Source organism: Streptomyces kanamyceticus, from assembly GCF_008704495.1.
GTDB lineage: Bacteria > Actinomycetota > Actinomycetes > Streptomycetales > Streptomycetaceae > Streptomyces > Streptomyces kanamyceticus.
The window spans coordinates 4,467,064-4,484,705 of sequence record NZ_CP023699.1 but is presented as its reverse complement, the minus strand read 5'-3'; the positions used below and the strand labels follow the sequence as shown (position 1 = coordinate 4,484,705).

13 protein-coding genes and 3 rRNA genes are annotated in these 17,642 nt (G+C 65.5%); 14 read left to right on the top strand and 2 right to left on the bottom strand.

What is annotated here, in order from left to right:
• Positions 1–4: 4 nt before the first annotated feature.
• Positions 5–829, top strand: a complete 825-nt coding sequence (gene proC / locus CP970_RS18725) for a pyrroline-5-carboxylate reductase (protein WP_055548001.1) — start codon at positions 5–7, stop codon at positions 827–829.
• A gap of 40 nt (positions 830–869) precedes the next feature.
• On the opposite strand, the gene CP970_RS18720 is transcribed toward proC, so the two are convergent.
• Positions 870–1,454: a cysteine hydrolase family protein gene (locus CP970_RS18720; RefSeq protein WP_055548003.1), complete on the bottom strand. Its 585-nt coding sequence runs from the start codon at positions 1,452–1,454 to the stop codon at positions 870–872.
• Positions 1,455–1,520: 66 nt separating this feature from the next.
• Between CP970_RS18720 and CP970_RS18715 the strand changes: the two genes are divergently transcribed.
• Positions 1,521–2,513, top strand: a complete 993-nt coding sequence (locus CP970_RS18715) for a GlxA family transcriptional regulator (RefSeq protein WP_055548009.1) — start codon at positions 1,521–1,523, stop codon at positions 2,511–2,513.
• On the opposite strand, the gene trpS is transcribed toward CP970_RS18715, so the two are convergent.
• On the bottom strand, positions 2,468–3,478 hold the full coding sequence (trpS, locus tag CP970_RS18710; protein ID WP_055548005.1) for a tryptophan--tRNA ligase: 1,011 nt from the start codon (positions 3,476–3,478) through the stop codon (positions 2,468–2,470). The genes CP970_RS18715 and trpS overlap by 46 nt on opposite strands.
• Positions 3,479–4,368: 890 nt before the next feature.
• Here trpS and CP970_RS18700 point away from each other — a divergent pair.
• From CP970_RS18700 to CP970_RS18645, 12 genes are all read left to right on the top strand, one after another.
• Positions 4,369–5,894: ribosomal RNA gene (locus CP970_RS18700) — 16S ribosomal RNA — on the top strand.
• A 302-nt stretch (positions 5,895–6,196) separates the two neighbouring features.
• Positions 6,197–9,321 (top strand): 23S ribosomal RNA (locus tag CP970_RS18695).
• An 87-nt stretch (positions 9,322–9,408) separates the two neighbouring features.
• Positions 9,409–9,525: ribosomal RNA gene (gene rrf, locus CP970_RS18690) — 5S ribosomal RNA — on the top strand.
• Together the 16S, 23S and 5S rRNA genes form the textbook arrangement of a ribosomal RNA operon.
• Positions 9,526–9,630: 105 nt before the next feature.
• Positions 9,631–10,275 carry an HAD family hydrolase gene (locus tag CP970_RS18685; protein WP_055555653.1) on the top strand — a complete coding sequence of 215 codons (645 nt, stop codon included), beginning with the start codon at positions 9,631–9,633 and terminating at the stop codon, positions 10,273–10,275.
• A 162-nt stretch (positions 10,276–10,437) separates the two neighbouring features.
• A complete protein-coding gene (locus CP970_RS18680; RefSeq protein WP_224058513.1) occupies positions 10,438–11,178 on the top strand; it encodes a VC0807 family protein in 741 nt (246 codons plus the stop codon).
• Between the two features lie 57 nt (positions 11,179–11,235).
• Complete coding sequence (locus tag CP970_RS18675) at positions 11,236–12,459, top strand: MFS transporter (RefSeq protein WP_150493575.1); 1,224 nt, start codon at positions 11,236–11,238, stop codon at positions 12,457–12,459.
• A complete protein-coding gene (locus CP970_RS18670) occupies positions 12,410–13,585 on the top strand; it encodes an acetoin utilization protein AcuC (RefSeq protein WP_055556706.1) in 1,176 nt (391 codons plus the stop codon). The genes CP970_RS18675 and CP970_RS18670 overlap by 50 nt, the downstream gene beginning before the upstream one ends.
• A 222-nt stretch (positions 13,586–13,807) precedes the next feature.
• Positions 13,808–14,623: a phosphatase gene (locus CP970_RS18665; protein ID WP_055556699.1), complete on the top strand. Its 816-nt coding sequence runs from the start codon at positions 13,808–13,810 to the stop codon at positions 14,621–14,623.
• 132 nt (positions 14,624–14,755) lie between these two features.
• Positions 14,756–14,965, top strand: a complete 210-nt coding sequence (locus CP970_RS18660; RefSeq protein ID WP_157877867.1) for a helix-turn-helix domain-containing protein — start codon at positions 14,756–14,758, stop codon at positions 14,963–14,965.
• A 159-nt stretch (positions 14,966–15,124) separates the two neighbouring features.
• Entirely contained in the window at positions 15,125–15,223 is a 99-nt protein-coding gene (locus CP970_RS18655) for a 30S ribosomal protein bS22 (RefSeq protein WP_003948845.1), read from the top strand.
• 216 nt (positions 15,224–15,439) lie between these two features.
• A complete protein-coding gene (locus CP970_RS18650) occupies positions 15,440–16,489 on the top strand; it encodes an NAD-dependent epimerase/dehydratase family protein (protein ID WP_055556694.1) in 1,050 nt (349 codons plus the stop codon).
• Positions 16,490–16,503: 14 nt separating this feature from the next.
• Positions 16,504–17,577: a lysophospholipid acyltransferase family protein gene (locus CP970_RS18645; protein WP_150493573.1), complete on the top strand. Its 1,074-nt coding sequence runs from the start codon at positions 16,504–16,506 to the stop codon at positions 17,575–17,577.
• The last annotated feature ends 65 nt before the right edge of the window (positions 17,578–17,642 follow it).

Below are 17,642 nucleotides of genomic sequence, written 5' to 3'. Positions count from 1 at the left end.
GCTCATGAGCCGCACCACGAGCCAGAAAGTCGCAGTCCTCGGCACCGGCAAGATCGGCGAGGCCCTGCTCAGCGGCATGATCCGCGGCGGCTGGGCCCCCGCCGACCTCCTGGTCACCACCCGCCGCCAGGAACGCGCCGACGAGCTCCGCACCCGCTACGGCGTCACCCCCGTCAGCAACGCCGACGCCGCCAAGCAGGCCGACACCCTGATCCTCGCCTGCAAGCCGCAGGACATGGCCAAGCTCCTCGACGAACTCGCCCCGCACGTCACCGCCGAGCGCCTCGTCATCAGCGCCGCCGCGGGCATCACCACCGCCTTCATCGAAGAGCGGCTGGCCGAGAAGACCCCGGTCGTCCGCGTCATGCCCAACACCCCCGTACTCGTCGACGAGGGCATGTCCGTCATCTCCGCGGGCAGCCACGCGACCGGCGACGCACTGGCGCACGCGGAGGACATCTTCGGCGCCGTCGGCAAGACGCTGAGGGTCCCCGAGACCCAGCAGGACGCCTGCACCGCCCTGTCCGGCTCGGGCCCCGCCTACTTCTACTTCCTGGTCGAAGCCATGACCGACGCGGGCATCCTCCTCGGCCTCCCCCGCGACAAGGCCCACGACCTGATCGTCCAGGCCGCCGTCGGCGCCTCCGTCATGCTCCGCGACAGCGGCGAGCACCCGGTGAAGCTCCGCGAGAACGTCACCTCTCCCGCGGGCACGACGATCAACGCCATCCGCGAACTCGAGAACCACGGAGTGCGCGCCGCCCTCATCGCAGCCCTCGAAGCGGCCCGCGACCGCAGCAGGGAACTGGCGTCCGGCAACAACGCATGACCTGACAGGGCCGGTACGCCGTGGCGGACCGGCCCGCCCTTCACCGCGCCGCGGCCAGGATCTCCTCCGTGGAGACGACCGCGGCGAAGCGGCCGCCATGGAGCGAGACCGCCGTGGCCCGCGCCAGCTCATCCGCGTCGAGGCGCCAGCCGAACGGCCCCACCAGGTCGAACGTGTGCGTGGCATCCAGCGGACACAGCACCTCGTACCCCAGATTCCCTCCCATCCGAGCCGTCGTCTCCACGCACATGTTGGTCTGGATCCCGGTCACCACGAACTGCGAGATCCCCGCCTCCTTGAACCACGCGTCCAGATCCGGCGTCCCGTAGAAGGCCGAGTTCACGGTCTTGGTCACGAGCAGCTCGGTCCCGGCCCCCTTCCCGCGCCGCTGCTCGACGTACTCCTTGAAGTCGTTGCCCACGTACCCCGGCCGCAACGGCGACACCGGCTTCGACGCGTCGTGACGGACGAACACGACCGGCCGCCCCGTCGCCTGCCAGGTGTCGATCAGCGAGGCGATGTTGTCATCGGCCCCGGGGTTGTTCCTCGGTCCCCAGAACTCCTCCTCCTCGAATCCCTTCTGTACGTCGATCACGACCAGCGCTGCGTTCTCTGCGATCTCCATGCCCACGATGCTGCCGCTCCCGCACCCTCCGCCCCAGAGGTCCGAAAGCCAGCGACCGATGGTTTACTGCCACCCGTGCCCCAACGCATCGCCCTCCTCGCCTTCCCCGGCATCCGTGCCTTCGACGTCTCCGTCATCACGGAGGTCTGGGGCACCGACCGCACGGAACGGGGCGTGCCCGCCTTCGACCTCCGCCGCGTCGCCGCCGACCCCGCGCCCGTACCGATCAGGGGCGGCCTCACCCTCACCCCCGACCGCGGCCTCACCTGGCTGAACCGGCTGACCGGCACGGACCTGATCGTCGTCCCCGGCCTGGACGACCATCTGACATCCGCCCCGGAACCCGTACTGGACGCCCTGCGCAGCGCCCACGCACGCGGCACCACCATCGCGGCACTCTGCGGCGGCGCCTTCGCCCTGGCCCAGGCCGGACTTCTGGACGGCCGTCGCGCGATCACCCACTGGGGCCTCGTCGACCTGTTCCGCGCGCACTACCCCCTTGTCTCCGTCGAACCCGACGCCCTCTTCATCGAGGACGGCAACATCTGGACCGCGGCAGGCACCGCCGCGGGCATCGACCTGTGCCTGCACCTGGTCCGCACCGCACACGGCTCGGAAGCCGCCGCGACCGTCGCCCGCTCGATGGTCACCGCGCCCTTCCGCACCGGCACCCAGGCCCAGTTCATCGAGCACCCCACCCCGCGCGCCGACCGCGACGCCGATGCCCTCGCCTCCGTACGCGAATACGCCCTCCGTCACCTCCACGAACCGCTCACCGTCACCGACCTCGCCACCCGCGCGGGCATGTCGGCGCGCTCCTTCGCCCGCCACTTCACGGCGGCGACCGGCACGACCCCGCTCCGCTGGCTCCTGGACCAGCGCATCGCGGCCGCGCAGAAACTCCTCGAACGCACCGACCTGCCCATGCCGGAGGTGGCCCGCCGCGCGGGCTTCGGCAGCGAAGTCACGATGCGCCAGCACTTCGCATCGCGCCTCACCACCAGCCCGCGCGCCTACCGCGCCTCGTTCACCGGCGGCAGCAGCCCGATCGCCCGATAGGCGCGGTCCACCGTCGGCCGGGACATCTCTCTGGCCCGCTCGGCCCCCTGCCGCAGCACCTCCTCTACATACGCGGGATCAGCCACCAGCTCCTTGTGCCTCTCCTGCACGGGCCTGAGCAGCTCCACCACGGCCTCGGCGGTGTCCTTTTTCAGTGCGCCGTACGACTCATATACACCGCTCAAGGCTTCTGGGTTCCCACCTTCGCAAGCGGCCAGGATCTCCAGCAGATTCGTGACGCCCGGCTTGGACTCCCGGTCGTAGGCGACCTCGGTGCCGCTGTCCGTGACGGCCCGCAGGATCTTCTTGCGCACCACGTCGGGCTCGTCGAGGAGATAGACGATCCCGGCACCGGCCTCGTGGGACTTGCCCATCTTCGACGCCGGGTCCTGGAGGTCCATGACCCGCGCCGCCACCTCGGGCGGCGTGGCCCGCGGCACGACGAACGTCTGTCCGTACCGCTGGTTGAACCGCACCGCGAGATCCCGGGTGAGCTCCACGTGCTGGGTCTGGTCGTCCCCGACCGGCACCTCGTCCGCGCCGTACGCCAGGATGTCCGCCGCCATCAGTACGGGATAGGTGAGCAGGGACAGCCGCACGCTCCCGCCGCGGCTCCGCTCCCGCGCCGACTTCTCCTTGTACTGGATCATCCGGCGCATCTCGCCGTCCGTGGCCACGCACTCCAGCAGATAGGAGAGCCGGGCGTGCTCGTCGACGTGGCTCTGTACGAACACGGTGGCGAGGCCGGGATCGATCCCCGACGCGAGCAGCAGCGTCGCCGCCTGCCGACTGAGCCTGCGCACCCGGCCAGGATCGTGCTCTACCGTCAGTGCGTGCAGGTCGACCACGCTGAACAGGGCGTCGGCCTGGTGCTGATCGACCTCAGCCCACCGCCGGACGGCTCCCAGGTAGTTCCCCAGGGTCAGGTGCCCCGTGGGCTTGATCCCGCTGAAGATCCGCTTCATCTCTCCGCCTCCTGGTCAGGACCGCCTGCCCGACGACCGGGCTCCGGGTCCTCCAGGGGGAGAAACGAGAACGGCCGCCGAAGCGGCGGCCGTCATGCGCATGCGTGGGTCCGGCCGCCGTCAGGCGGCCCACCACAGTTGGGTGCACGCATGCGTTGTCATGCGGCCCAGGGTAGTCCTCCAGGGGCCCCTCCGTCCTGGAGTTGACACTCCCCGGGCCGGTACGTAGTGTTCTCCGAGTTGCCCGACGTGAGCGTCGACCACTTGGTCGGTCCCCGGGCGGCCATTCCGCAAGAACCATTCAAGCGATCGACGTCGTGTTCCCTCATGGGATCCGTCTTCGGATTGTTTTCATGCGTATTTGCGAAATGAGGAATCCGCGTTCGAGAGGACGCCCCCGATTAGGTCGGGAGCCAGGATTCCGCTAAAGTCTCACTCGTCGGAACGGCCCAACAGCCGCAAAGACAGCCCCACTTCGACTGGGAGTCAGGCCCGAAAGGATCTGATAGAGTCGGAACCGCCGGAAAGGGAAACGCGAAAGCCGAAAGGCCGGAGCGGGAACCGGAAAGGCACCGAGGAAGTCGGACACGAAAGAGTCTGATAGAGTCGGAAACGTAAGAACAAAAGAAACACCGAAGGGAAGCGCCCGGAGGAAAGCCCGAGAGGGTGAGTACAAAGGAAGCGTCCGTTCCTTGAGAACTCAACAGCGTGCCAAAAGTCAACGCCAGATATGTTGATACCCCGACTCACTTCGGTGAGTTGAGGTTCCTTTGAAGAAGTCCTGTACGGCCTCGGTCGTGCAGGCAGCACAGCGAGGACGCTGTGAACCGGGAGATTATTCCTCTCCTTGGTTCCGCTCTCGTGTGTGTCGTCCCGATTACGGGAAAACATTCACGGAGAGTTTGATCCTGGCTCAGGACGAACGCTGGCGGCGTGCTTAACACATGCAAGTCGAACGATGAAGCCCTTCGGGGTGGATTAGTGGCGAACGGGTGAGTAACACGTGGGCAATCTGCCCTTCACTCTGGGACAAGCCCTGGAAACGGGGTCTAATACCGGATAACACCTTCTCTCGCATGGGAGAGGGTTGAAAGCTCCGGCGGTGAAGGATGAGCCCGCGGCCTATCAGCTTGTTGGTGAGGTAGAAGCTCACCAAGGCGACGACGGGTAGCCGGCCTGAGAGGGCGACCGGCCACACTGGGACTGAGACACGGCCCAGACTCCTACGGGAGGCAGCAGTGGGGAATATTGCACAATGGGCGAAAGCCTGATGCAGCGACGCCGCGTGAGGGATGACGGCCTTCGGGTTGTAAACCTCTTTCAGCAGGGAAGAAGCGAAAGTGACGGTACCTGCAGAAGAAGCGCCGGCTAACTACGTGCCAGCAGCCGCGGTAATACGTAGGGCGCAAGCGTTGTCCGGAATTATTGGGCGTAAAGAGCTCGTAGGCGGCTTGTCACGTCGGTTGTGAAAGCCCGGGGCTTAACCCCGGGTCTGCAGTCGATACGGGCAGGCTAGAGTGTGGTAGGGGAGATCGGAATTCCTGGTGTAGCGGTGAAATGCGCAGATATCAGGAGGAACACCGGTGGCGAAGGCGGATCTCTGGGCCATTACTGACGCTGAGGAGCGAAAGCGTGGGGAGCGAACAGGATTAGATACCCTGGTAGTCCACGCCGTAAACGGTGGGAACTAGGTGTTGGCGACATTCCACGTCGTCGGTGCCGCAGCTAACGCATTAAGTTCCCCGCCTGGGGAGTACGGCCGCAAGGCTAAAACTCAAAGGAATTGACGGGGGCCCGCACAAGCAGCGGAGCATGTGGCTTAATTCGACGCAACGCGAAGAACCTTACCAAGGCTTGACATATACCGGAAAGCATCAGAGATGGTGCCCCCCTTGTGGTCGGTATACAGGTGGTGCATGGCTGTCGTCAGCTCGTGTCGTGAGATGTTGGGTTAAGTCCCGCAACGAGCGCAACCCTTGTTCTGTGTTGCCAGCATGCCCTTCGGGGTGATGGGGACTCACAGGAGACTGCCGGGGTCAACTCGGAGGAAGGTGGGGACGACGTCAAGTCATCATGCCCCTTATGTCTTGGGCTGCACACGTGCTACAATGGCAGGTACAATGAGCTGCGAAGCCGCGAGGCGGAGCGAATCTCAAAAAGCCTGTCTCAGTTCGGATTGGGGTCTGCAACTCGACCCCATGAAGTCGGAGTTGCTAGTAATCGCAGATCAGCATTGCTGCGGTGAATACGTTCCCGGGCCTTGTACACACCGCCCGTCACGTCACGAAAGTCGGTAACACCCGAAGCCGGTGGCCCAACCCCTTGTGGGAGGGAGCTGTCGAAGGTGGGACTGGCGATTGGGACGAAGTCGTAACAAGGTAGCCGTACCGGAAGGTGCGGCTGGATCACCTCCTTTCTAAGGAGCACTTCTTACCAACCTCTGGTTGGTCAGAGGCCAGTTCATCAGCGAACGTCTGATGCTGGTTGCTCATGGGTGGAACGTTGACTACTCGGCACGATCGGTTGGCTTCACTAGTACTGCTTCGGCGTGGAACGTGAAGGTTGATGGGTCGGGTCGGGCACGCTGTTGGGTATCTGAAGGTACGGCCGGTTTTCGGCTGCCTTCAGTGCCGACCCCAGTGCACTCGAATCTGCTGGTTCGGGGTGATGGGTGGTTGGTCGTTGTTTGAGAACTGCACAGTGGACGCGAGCATCTGTGGCCAAGTTTTTAAGGGCGCACGGTGGATGCCTTGGCACCAGGAACCGATGAAGGACGTGGGAGGCCACGATAGTCCCCGGGGAGTCGTCAACCAGGCTTTGATCCGGGGGTTTCCGAATGGGGAAACCCGGCAGTCGTCATGGGCTGTCACCCGCTGCTGAACACATAGGCAGTGTGGAGGGAACGCGGGGAAGTGAAACATCTCAGTACCCGCAGGAAGAGAAAACAACCGTGATTCCGGGAGTAGTGGCGAGCGAAACCGGATGAGGCCAAACCGTATGCGTGTGATACCCGGCAGGGGTTGCGCATACGGGGTTGTGGGATCTCTCTTTTACAGTCTGCCGGCTGTGAGACGAGTCAGAAACCGTTGATGTAGACGAAGGACATGCGAAAGGTCCGGCGTAGAGGGTAAGACCCCCGTAGTCGAAACATCAGCGGCTCGTTTGAGAGACACCCAAGTAGCACGGGGCCCGAGAAATCCCGTGTGAATCTGGCGGGACCACCCGTTAAGCCTAAATATTCCCTGGTGACCGATAGCGGATAGTACCGTGAGGGAATGGTGAAAAGTACCGCGGGAGCGGAGTGAAATAGTACCTGAAACCGTGTGCCTACAAGCCGTGGGAGCGTCGGACATCAAGCTTGCTTGGTGTCTCGTGACTGCGTGCCTTTTGAAGAATGAGCCTGCGAGTTTGCGGTGTGTTGCGAGGTTAACCCGTGTGGGGAAGCCGTAGCGAAAGCGAGTCCGAATAGGGCGATTTAGTAGCGCGCTCAAGACCCGAAGCGGAGTGATCTAGCCATGGGCAGGTTGAAGCGGCTGTAAGAGGTCGTGGAGGACCGAACCCACCAGGGTTGAAAACCTGGGGGATGACCTGTGGTTAGGGGTGAAAGGCCAATCAAACTCCGTGATAGCTGGTTCTCCCCGAAATGCATTTAGGTGCAGCGTCGTGTGTTTCTTGCCGGAGGTAGAGCACTGGATAGGCGATGGGCCCTACCGGGTTACTGACCTTAGCCAAACTCCGAATGCCGGTAAGTGAGAGCGCGGCAGTGAGACTGTGGGGGATAAGCTCCATGGTCGAGAGGGAAACAGCCCAGAGCATCGACTAAGGCCCCTAAGCGTACGCTAAGTGGGAAAGGATGTGGAGTCGCACAGACAACCAGGAGGTTGGCTTAGAAGCAGCCACCCTTGAAAGAGTGCGTAATAGCTCACTGGTCTAGTGATTCCGCGCCGACAATGTAGCGGGGCTCAAGCGTACCGCCGAAGTCGTGTCATTCATACAATAGGGCCAACGCCTGTATGGATGGGTAGGGGAGCGTCGTGTGCCGGGTGAAGCTGCAGCGGAAGCTAGTGGTGGACGGTTCACGAGTGAGAATGCAGGCATGAGTAGCGATACATACGTGAGAAACGTGTGCGCCGATTGACTAAGGGTTCCTGGGTCAAGCTGATCTGCCCAGGGTAAGTCGGGACCTAAGGCGAGGCCGACAGGCGTAGTCGATGGATAACCGGTTGATATTCCGGTACCCGCTGTGAAGCGTCAAACATCGAATCAGGCGATGCTAAGTCCGTGAAGCCGTCCCGATCTCTTCGGAGTTGAGGGAAGTGGTGGAGCCGACGGACCAGACTTGTAGTAGGTGAGTGATGGGGTGACGCAGGAAGGTAGTCCAGCCCGGGCGATGGTTGTCCCGGGGTAAGGGTGTAGGACGTGAGGTAGGCAAATCCGCCTTGCATGAAGTCTGAGACCTGATGCCGAGCCGATTGTGGTGAAGTGGATGATCCTATGCTGTCGAGAAAAGCCTCTAGCGAGTTTCATGGCGGCCCGTACCCTAAACCGACTCAGGTAGTCAGGTAGAGAATACCGAGGCGTTCGGGTGAACTATGGTTAAGGAACTCGGCAAAATGCCCCCGTAACTTCGGGAGAAGGGGGGCCATCACCGGTGATGACATTTACTGTCTGAGCTGGGGGTGGCCGCAGAGACCAGCGAGAAGCGACTGTTTACTAAAAACACAGGTCCGTGCGAAGCCGTAAGGCGATGTATACGGACTGACGCCTGCCCGGTGCTGGAACGTTAAGGGGACCGGTTAGTGCGCTTTCGGGCGTGCGAAGCTGAGAACTTAAGCGCCAGTAAACGGCGGTGGTAACTATAACCATCCTAAGGTAGCGAAATTCCTTGTCGGGTAAGTTCCGACCTGCACGAATGGCGTAACGACTTCTCGACTGTCTCAACCATAGGCCCGGTGAAATTGCACTACGAGTAAAGATGCTCGTTTCGCGCAGAAGGACGGAAAGACCCCGGGACCTTTACTACAGTTTGATATTGGTGTTCGGTTCGGCTTGTGTAGGATAGGTGGGAGACTTTGAAGCGGGCACGCCAGTGTTCGTGGAGTCAACGTTGAAATACCACTCTGGTCGTGCTGGATGTCTAACCTCGGTCCGTGATCCGGATCAGGGACAGTGTCTGATGGGTAGTTTAACTGGGGCGGTTGCCTCCCAAAGAGTAACGGAGGCGCCCAAAGGTTCCCTCAGCCTGGTTGGTAATCAGGTGTTGAGTGTAAGTGCACAAGGGAGCTTGACTGTGAGACCGACGGGTCGAGCAGGGACGAAAGTCGGGACTAGTGATCCGGCGGTGGCTTGTGGAAGCGCCGTCGCTCAACGGATAAAAGGTACCCCGGGGATAACAGGCTGATCTTCCCCAAGAGTCCATATCGACGGGATGGTTTGGCACCTCGATGTCGGCTCGTCGCATCCTGGGGCTGGAGTCGGTCCCAAGGGTTGGGCTGTTCGCCCATTAAAGCGGTACGCGAGCTGGGTTTAGAACGTCGTGAGACAGTTCGGTCCCTATCCTCTGTGCGCGTAGGAATATTGAGAAGGGCTGTCCCTAGTACGAGAGGACCGGGACGGACGAACCTCTGGTGTGCCAGTTGTCCTGCCAAGGGCATGGCTGGTTGGCTACGTTCGGAAAGGATAACCGCTGAAAGCATCTAAGCGGGAAGCCTGCTTCGAGATGAGTATTCCCACCCCCTTTGAGGGGTTAAGGCTCCCAGTAGACGACTGGGTTGATAGGCCAGATCTGGAAGCCCGGTAACGGGTGGAGGTGACTGGTACTAATAGGCCGAGGGCTTGTCCTCAGTTGCTCGCGTCCACTGTGTTGGTTCTGAAACCACGAACAACCCCGCATAAGGTCACATGCGGTGCGGTTGTCAGTTTCATAGTGTTTCGGTGGTCATAGCATGAGGGAAACGCCCGGTTACATTCCGAACCCGGAAGCTAAGCCTCATAGCGCCGATGGTACTGCAGGGGGGACCCTGTGGGAGAGTAGGACGCCGCCGAACTCATTGTAGAGAAAACCCCCGCACCATTCGGTGCGGGGGTTTTCTGCGTTCCAGGCCAATTTCCGGACCAATTTCCGAAGAGTTCGGAAGGCTTAGGGTCGTCGTATGCGATACGACCTGGTCATCTTCGACAATGACGGCGTCCTCGTGGACAGTGAGCCGCTCTCCAACACGATCCTCGCCGGTTATCTGACCGAGCTCGGGCACCCCACGTCGTACGAAGACTCCTTGCGCGACTACATGGGCGCTGCCGTGCATCGCGTACACGATCTGATCCTCGAGCGGAGTGGGGAGCGGCTGCCCGCGGACTTCGACGAGGTCTTTCACGGGCGGGTGTTCGCCGCCTTCGAGCGGGAGCTGACGCCCGTGGACGGGGCCCTGGAGGTCCTTGAGAAGCTCAGCGCCGACGGGGTGGCCTACTGTCTTGCCTCCTCCGGGAGTCACGAGCGGATTCGGGTCGGGCATCGGAAGACCGGGCTCGACACGTATTTCGACGAGCGGCGGGTCTTCAGCTCGCAGGACGTGGGGCGGGGGAAGCCCGCGCCGGATCTCTTCCTGCACGCGGCCGAGCGCATGGGCGTGGCGCCCGGGAGGTGTGTGGTCGTGGAGGACAGTCCGCTGGGTGTGCAGGCGGCCGTGGCGGCCGGGATGGATGTCTACGGGTTCACCGCTATGACGCCCGCCGAGCGGCTCGGCGGGGCCACCGAACTCTTCGGAGACCTGCGGGAGTTGGCTGACCTGCTGCGATGACGCGGGTGTGACAGGGCACGCGGGGCCTGGCTGACATTTGTCACTGCCAGCTCCGGACGATCGTTTCTGTCGGGGGACAGGGGCCGAAGGCGAAGCTGTGTGTGTCGCGAAGGAAGTCGCGAACGAACGGGACGCACACAGCTACGACGGAGGAACGCGATCATGAGCCAGCTCGCTACCGAGGCCCCTGCCAAGGTCATCCCGGCCGCCACCGCCACCACCCCCGTCGCCGCAGGTGCGGAAGCCCGCAAGGCGCGGATCGAGTCGCTGAAGCCGCTGGTCCTTGACGCGATCGTGCCCACCGCCTCGTACTACCTGCTCAGCAAGGGCTTCGGGATGGGGACCATGGCGGCGCTGGCCTGGAGCAGTGTCGTGCCGGCCGGGCGGACGGTGTGGGGTCTTGTGAAGGACCGGCGGGTCAACGGGCTCGCCGCGCTGATCCTGACCGCCAACGTCGTGGGGCTGCTGCTGAGCCTCATCGCCGGTGATCCGCGGCTCATGCTGGCCAAGGACAGCGGGATCACCGGGACGGTCGGGCTCGCCGTGCTCGTGTCGGTGTTCGCGGGGCGGCCGCTGATGACCGCGGGGCTCAAGCCGTGGGTGACCAAGGGGAACGCGGCCCGGATCGCGGCCTGGGAGCGGCTGAGCGCGCGGCGCGGGCGGTTCGCGCGGCTGGAGCGGACGTTCTCCGTCGTGTGGGGCGTGGGGCTCTTCGGGGAGGCCGTGGCGCGGATCGTGGGGGCGTACACGCTGCCCGTGGACACCATGGTGGCGATGGGCGGGGTGATCGCCGCGGTGACGATCACGCTGACCATCGTGGTCAGTGGCCGACTGGCCGTCGGACCCATGGAGCAGCTGGTCGAGGCGGATGTCGAGAGCGCGCACGGTGTTCAGGGGCGCTGAAATTGGTTGAGTGATCCACCTACCCACGGGTAGGCCGGGGCCCTACGCTCTGCAGCCATGACAGATGTGCTGCGGCGCGGCAGGGCCTCGCTGGCGTTCGGCTTCCTGGTGCAGGGAGTGACCTTTGCCCTGCTGGTGACGCGGATTCCGGCGATCCAGGACCGGTACGGGATATCCGACGGGCTGCTGCCGGTCTTCCTCGCCGCGGTCCCGGTGCTGGCGGGCGTCGCGAGCGTATGCACGGAACAGCTGGTGAAGCGGGTGCCGCCCAGTGTGGTGCTGAGGTGGTCGCAGCCCGTCGTGTTGCTTGCGCTGCTGGGGGTCGGTGCCGGGGACGCCATGTGGCACGTGGCCGTGGCGCTCGGGGCGTTCGGGCTTTCGGTGGGTGCGCTCGATGCGTCCATGAACATGCTCGGGGTGAGTCTGCAGCGGGCGTACGGGCGGAGCATCATGCTCGGTTTCCACGCCGCGTACAGCCTCGGCGGGATCGCGGGGGCCTCGCTCGCGTGGGCGGGGGCGCACTGGGACCTGTCGCTCTTCGTGTCCTATCTGCCGGTCGTCGTGGTGTTGCTGCCCGCGGCGCTGGTCGGCAGCCGGTGGTACGTCGATGCCGGGGCGCGAGACGCGGACGGTGACGCCCCGGCGGGCGCGGGCAAGGGCGGGCCTGTTGTCTTCAAGCTGCTGCTGCCGCTGTGCCTCGTCATGAGCTTCGCGTACATCGGGGATTCGACGGTCTCCAACTGGAGTGCGAAGTACTTGCAGGACGTGCTCGGGAGCTCGGAGGAGCTTTCGACCGTTCCGTACAACGTCTACATGGTGATGACGCTGGTGGGGCGGGGGCTCGGGGACCTGGGGGTGCGGCGGTTCGGGGCCGTGGCGGTGGTGCGGGCGGGGTCCGTGGTGGCCGCCCTTGGGTTCGCGGTCGTGGCGGTGGCGCCCGGGCCGTGGGTGGGGATCGCGGGGTTCACGGTCCTCGGGCTCGGGCTCTGTGTGATCGTGCCGCAGACCTTCGCCGCGGCGGGGCGGCTCTTCCCGGGGGCTTCGGACTCGGCGGTCGCGCGGCTGAACGTCTTCAACTACGTGGGTTTCCTGATCGGTTCACCGTTGGTGGGCGGGCTCGGGGACGCGTGGAACTACCGGGGGGCCATGCTCGTTCCCATGGTGTTGGTGCTCGTGACCTTGTTGTACGCCCGCTCCTTCGCCCCGGAAGCGGACCGATACGGTGACGGGCATGAGCGGCCGCGCACAGCTGATGTGGGACGAAGCAGTAACGGGCTATGACTTCGGCCCGGGTCACCCCATGGACCCGGTGAGACTCGCGCTGACCCGAAGTCTCGTCGGTGCCTTCGGGCTCGACCAGGAGCTGGACGTGGTCGCGGCCAAGCGTGCCGGTGATTCGACGCTGCGGCTCGTGCATCGCGAGGACTATGTGGACGCGGTCAAGGCCGCGTCCGCCGACCCCGAGTCCGCGCTCGGGGAGTACGGCCTCGGTACGGAGGACGATCCGGCCTTCGCCGGGATGCACGAGGCCTCCGCGCTGATCGCCGGGCAGTCGGTGGGAGCGGCCGAGGCGGTGTGGCGCGGCGAGGCCCTGCACGCGGTGAACTTCGCGGGCGGGCTGCACCACGCCATGCCCGGGGCCGCGTCGGGCTTCTGCGTCTACAACGACGCCGCGCTGGCCATCGCCAGGCTGCTCGAACTGGGCGCGGAGCGTGTGGCGTACGTGGATGTGGACGTGCATCACGGTGACGGGGTGCAGGCGGCGTTCTGGGAGGACCCCCGGGTGCTGACCGTCTCCCTGCACGAGCATCCGCGGACGCTCTTCCCCGGGACCGGGTGGCCCGAGGAGACGGGCGCGGGGTCCGTCGCGGAGGGTTCGGCGGTCAATGTCGCGCTGCCCGCGGGGACCGGGGACGCGGGCTGGGTGCGGGCGTTCCACGCCGTGGTGCCCGAGCTGCTCGCGGAGTTCCGGCCACAGGTCCTGGTGACGCAGCACGGGGCCGACACGCACTTCGAGGATCCGCTCGCCCACCTCGCCGTATCGCTGGACGCGCAGCGGGCCGTGCAGGTCGCCTGTCACGAGCTGGCCCATGAGTACGCCGAGGGGCGGTGGGTCGCGCTCGGGGGCGGGGGGTACGCCGTGGTGGACGTGGTGCCGCGGTCGTGGGCGCATCTGGTCGGCATCGCCGCGGGGCGGCCGGTCGAGCCCACGGCGATGATTCCCGAGAGCTGGCGGCAGGAAGTGTATGCGCGGACGCGGCAGTTGGGGCCGGGGCGGATGACGGATGGGCGGTGGCCGGTGGGCTGGAAGGGGTGGGAGTCGGGTTATGACCCCGCCGACCGTCTTGATCAGGCCGTGCTTGCGGCTCGGCGGGCCGTGTTTCCTCTGCGAGGGCTGCTGGCTTGACGCTTGGGTCGGTGCCGGGGTGCTCGGCGATCCTGGGGCTCCGCCCCAGACCCCGCTCCTCAAACGCCGGAGGGGCTGAATTACCTCCGCGACGGAGGGGCTGATGACTGCACGCCCGAAGGGCTGGGACAGCGTGCCGCATTGTGGTCCTGTTAGCCCAACTGTGGGGGTTTTTCGGGGTTTTTCGGGTTGCGAGGGTCGTGATGCAGCAGCATCGGCTGCGTGTTGAGCACCGGAGCGCTGCGGGCGCATCTGTTGGCGGCTCGGTTGGCCGGGCCTGTGGCCACCTCGCGGGAAGAGAGTCTGCGGAGCTATCGGCTCTTCGCGGCGCGGGACCCCCGGATACTCCTCGGGCTCGACCCCGAGTGGTGTTGGGGGCCCGGTGATCTGTTGCGGCTGATGGCCGACAAGTGCGGGGTCTCGGCGGACCCGCGGCACACTACGGGAGCCGATGTCATCGATCCCGAGCGGACGTTGACGGCGCTCGACGCCTTCTCCGAGCGGCTCGCGGACGCGGCGCGGCGGCGGCTCCCCGTGCTCTTCGGGACCGGTCATCCGCACCGACTCCTCGGGTTCTACGCCGCGTTGGCGGACGCGTTGTCGGCGGCGGGATGCACCGTCCTCACCCCCGCGCAGGGCAACAGTGTCGACATAACGACCCGGTTTGGCCTACGCACGTACAACCTTGACTACGTACAAGGAGTCGCGCTGGTGCGCGAACCCGGCGTGCGTCCCGCCGGGAGTGGCACCGGCGCACACACCCACTCACCACTCCCGGTTCGAGCGGTCCTGGACGCCGCTGCGGAGGCCGGCGGACCGCTTCCCGAGCTGGTCGTCGGGGACCACGGATGGGTCTGCGGAGCAGGTCAGCTGGGGTTTGAGGCGATCGGTCTGGCGGATACGGACGATCCCGCGCTGTTCGTCGGAGAGGCCGAGGGGCAGGTGTCCGTCGTCGTTCCGCTTGATGACGCTGTGCGGTCTGATTACTACCGACCGCTTACTCGCTATGTACTCAATCGAGCGTGTCTGTCACAGTAGGCGGCCGATCGCTACTCCTCTTCCCCACTCGCATCATCCGCCCCTAGTCTGGGGAGTGAGCGCGCAGAGACGAAGAGTCACCGGAAGGGGAAGCCGGTGCCCGTCATGTGCGGAAGGTTCAGGTGGGGTGTCATGGCTGCAGAGCAGAGGCCGCTGAACGAGGTTCAGTTTCTGACCGTGGCGGAAGTCGCCTCGGTGATGCGAGTGTCCAAGATGACCGTGTACCGGCTGGTGCACAGCGGTCATCTGCCCGCCATCCGGGTCGGAAGGTCCTTCCGGGTTCCGGAGCAGGCGGTTCACGAGTACCTCCGCGAGTCGTATGTGGGGGTCGAGGCAGGTTGAGCGCAGGGGCCTTCGGGCCCCTCGCCGCAAGGGTCCAGCAGGGGCCATCGGACCTCGATTACGTCCCTCACGCGGGGGCGGGTAGGCTAGGCCGACGTAGGTCGTGTGGGCCCAGTCTGCTGCCCCGCACTTAGTGAAGAGAAGTGAGCGAGGGTAGTCGTGGGCTCTGTTATCAAGAAGCGGCGTAAGCGGATGGCCAAGAAGAAGCACCGCAAGCTGCTGAAGCGCACTCGCGTTCAGCGTCGCAACAAGAAGTAAGCGGCCGCTGTAACAGCGTGTTTCGAAGCCCTCCCGCCGTTCGGCGGGAGGGCTTCGCTGTTTTTCAGGGCATGCGGCGGGTACCCGGGCAACTTGGTCCGTACGTTCACCTGTGTCCGTCGTCACTTCCCGCAGCGCACAGTCATCACAGCGCAACATCCACCCGCTAGCGTGGGCCGTGACACACGTGGGGTTGGGGAAAGGCAGGCGCTGATCTTGGGCAAGGTCGTGCTCGTGACCGGAGTGGCCCGGCAGCTGGGCGGACGGTTCGTCCGGCGCGTCCAGCGAGATCCCGAGGTCGACCGGGTGATCGCCGTCGACGCGGTCCCGCCCGAGCACCATCTGGGCGGCGCCGACTTCGTCCAGGCCGACATCAGGCAGCCCGCGATCGCCAAGGTGCTCGCCGAGTACGCCGTGAACACGGTCGTGCACATGGACGTGACGGCCACCGCGATAGGCAGGGGCGGCCGGGGCACGGTCAAGGAGACCAACGTCATCGGCACCATGCAGCTGCTCGGCGCCTGCCAGAAGTCGCCGACCGTGCAGCGGCTCGTGGTGAAGTCGAGCACCAGCGTGTACGGCTCGGCGCCGCGCGACCCCGCCGTCTTCACGGAGACCACGCCCCCCAAGTCCCTGCCCAGCGGCGGCTTCGCCAAGGACACCGTCGAGGTCGAGGGCTATGTGCGCGGCTTCGCGCGGCGCCGTCCCGACGTCGCGGTGTGCGTGCTGCGCTTCGCGAACATCCTCGGGCCCGCCGCGGAGTCCCCGCTCGCCGAGTACTTCTCGCTGCCGGTCCTGCCGACCGTGTTCGGCTACGACCCGCGCCTCCAGTTCGTCCACGAGGACGACGCGATCGAGGTGCTCCGCCTCGCCTCGCACGAACCGCGGCGCGCCACGCTCAACAGCGGCACGTTCAACATCGCGGGCGACGGCCAGCTGCTGCTCTCGCAGTGCTCGCGGCGGCTTGGCCGCCCCACGGTCCCGCTGTTCCTGCCGGCCGTCACCTGGGTCGGCTCCGCGCTGCGCACGCTGAGCATGACGGACTTCTCGCCGGAGCAGATCAGGCTGCTCACCCACGGCAGGGTCGTGGCCACCCGGCAGATGCGCGAGACACTGGGGTTCAGGCCGAAGTACACGACCGCGGAGACCTTCGCGGACTTCGTACGCAGCCGGGGTCCCGGACTCCTGCCGCCCAGTGCCCTCGCGGGGGCAGTCGACCGGATCGCCGCGCTGCCCCTCGCGGGCGGCCACCAGAGCGCCAACTGAGGAGAGCGTCAACGATGGCGGACGCCAAGGTCATTCCGTTCGACGACGACCGTTCGCGCGGGAGTGCGCAGCGCTCCGCGCGCCGCAGGTCAGCGCCCCGGCGCGCGGGCGATCCCGTGGCGGTGAGCGAGGTCAAGGCGCTGCCCGGACAGCAGGACGGGCAGCAGGACGACGGACCGCTGGACGGGCAGGCCGATACGGAGCGGGCGGTGCGGGGGCCGGGCGGGGCCGTGCCGGGGCCGCGCCGCGGCGGGTGGGACCGGCGGATCGCGGGCGGGCTCTCGTTCCTGCGCAGGCGGCTCACCGGGGAGTACGAGGTCGATGACTTCGGCTACGACGAGGAGCTCACCGACCAGGTCCTGATGTCCCTGCTCAGGCCCTTCTACGAGAAGTACTTCCGGGTCGAGGTGAAGGGCATCGAGAACATCCCCGCCGACGGCGGGGCGCTGATCGTCGCCAACCACTCGGGGACGCTGCCGCTCGACGGCCTGATGATGCAGGTCGCCGTGCACGACAACCATCCCCAGGAACGGCATCTGCGGCTGCTCGCCGCCGACCTCGTCTTCATGCTGCCGGTGGTCAACGAGCTCGCCCGCAAGGCGGGGCACACCCTGGCCTGCGCGGAGGACGCGGAGCGGCTCCTGGAGCGGGGCGAGCTCGTCGGGGTGATGCCGGAGGGCTTCAAGGGCATCGGGAAGCCGTTCAGCGAGCGGTACAAGCTGCAGCGGTTCGGGCGCGGCGGCTTCGTCTCGACGGCGCTGCGCACGGGGTCGCCGATCGTGCCGTGCTCGATCGTCGGGGCGGAGGAGATCTACCCGATGATCGGCAACGCGAAGACCCTGGCGCGGGTGCTCGGGTTCCCGTACTTCCCGATCACGCCCACGTTCCCGTGGCTCGGTCCGCTGGGCGCGGTGCCGCTGCCGACGAAGTGGACGATCCAGTTCGGGGAGCCGATCCCGACGGACGGATATCCGCCGGAGGCGGCGGAGGACCCGATGCTGATGTTCAACCTGACCGATCAGGTGCGCGAGCAGATCCAGCACTCGCTGTACAAGCTGCTGGTGCAGCGGCGTTCGGTGTTCTTCTAGCCGCGACAAATAGCCACGGCGTACAGAGACGGCATACGTCGATGGGGCGCTCTCCCACGGGGGAG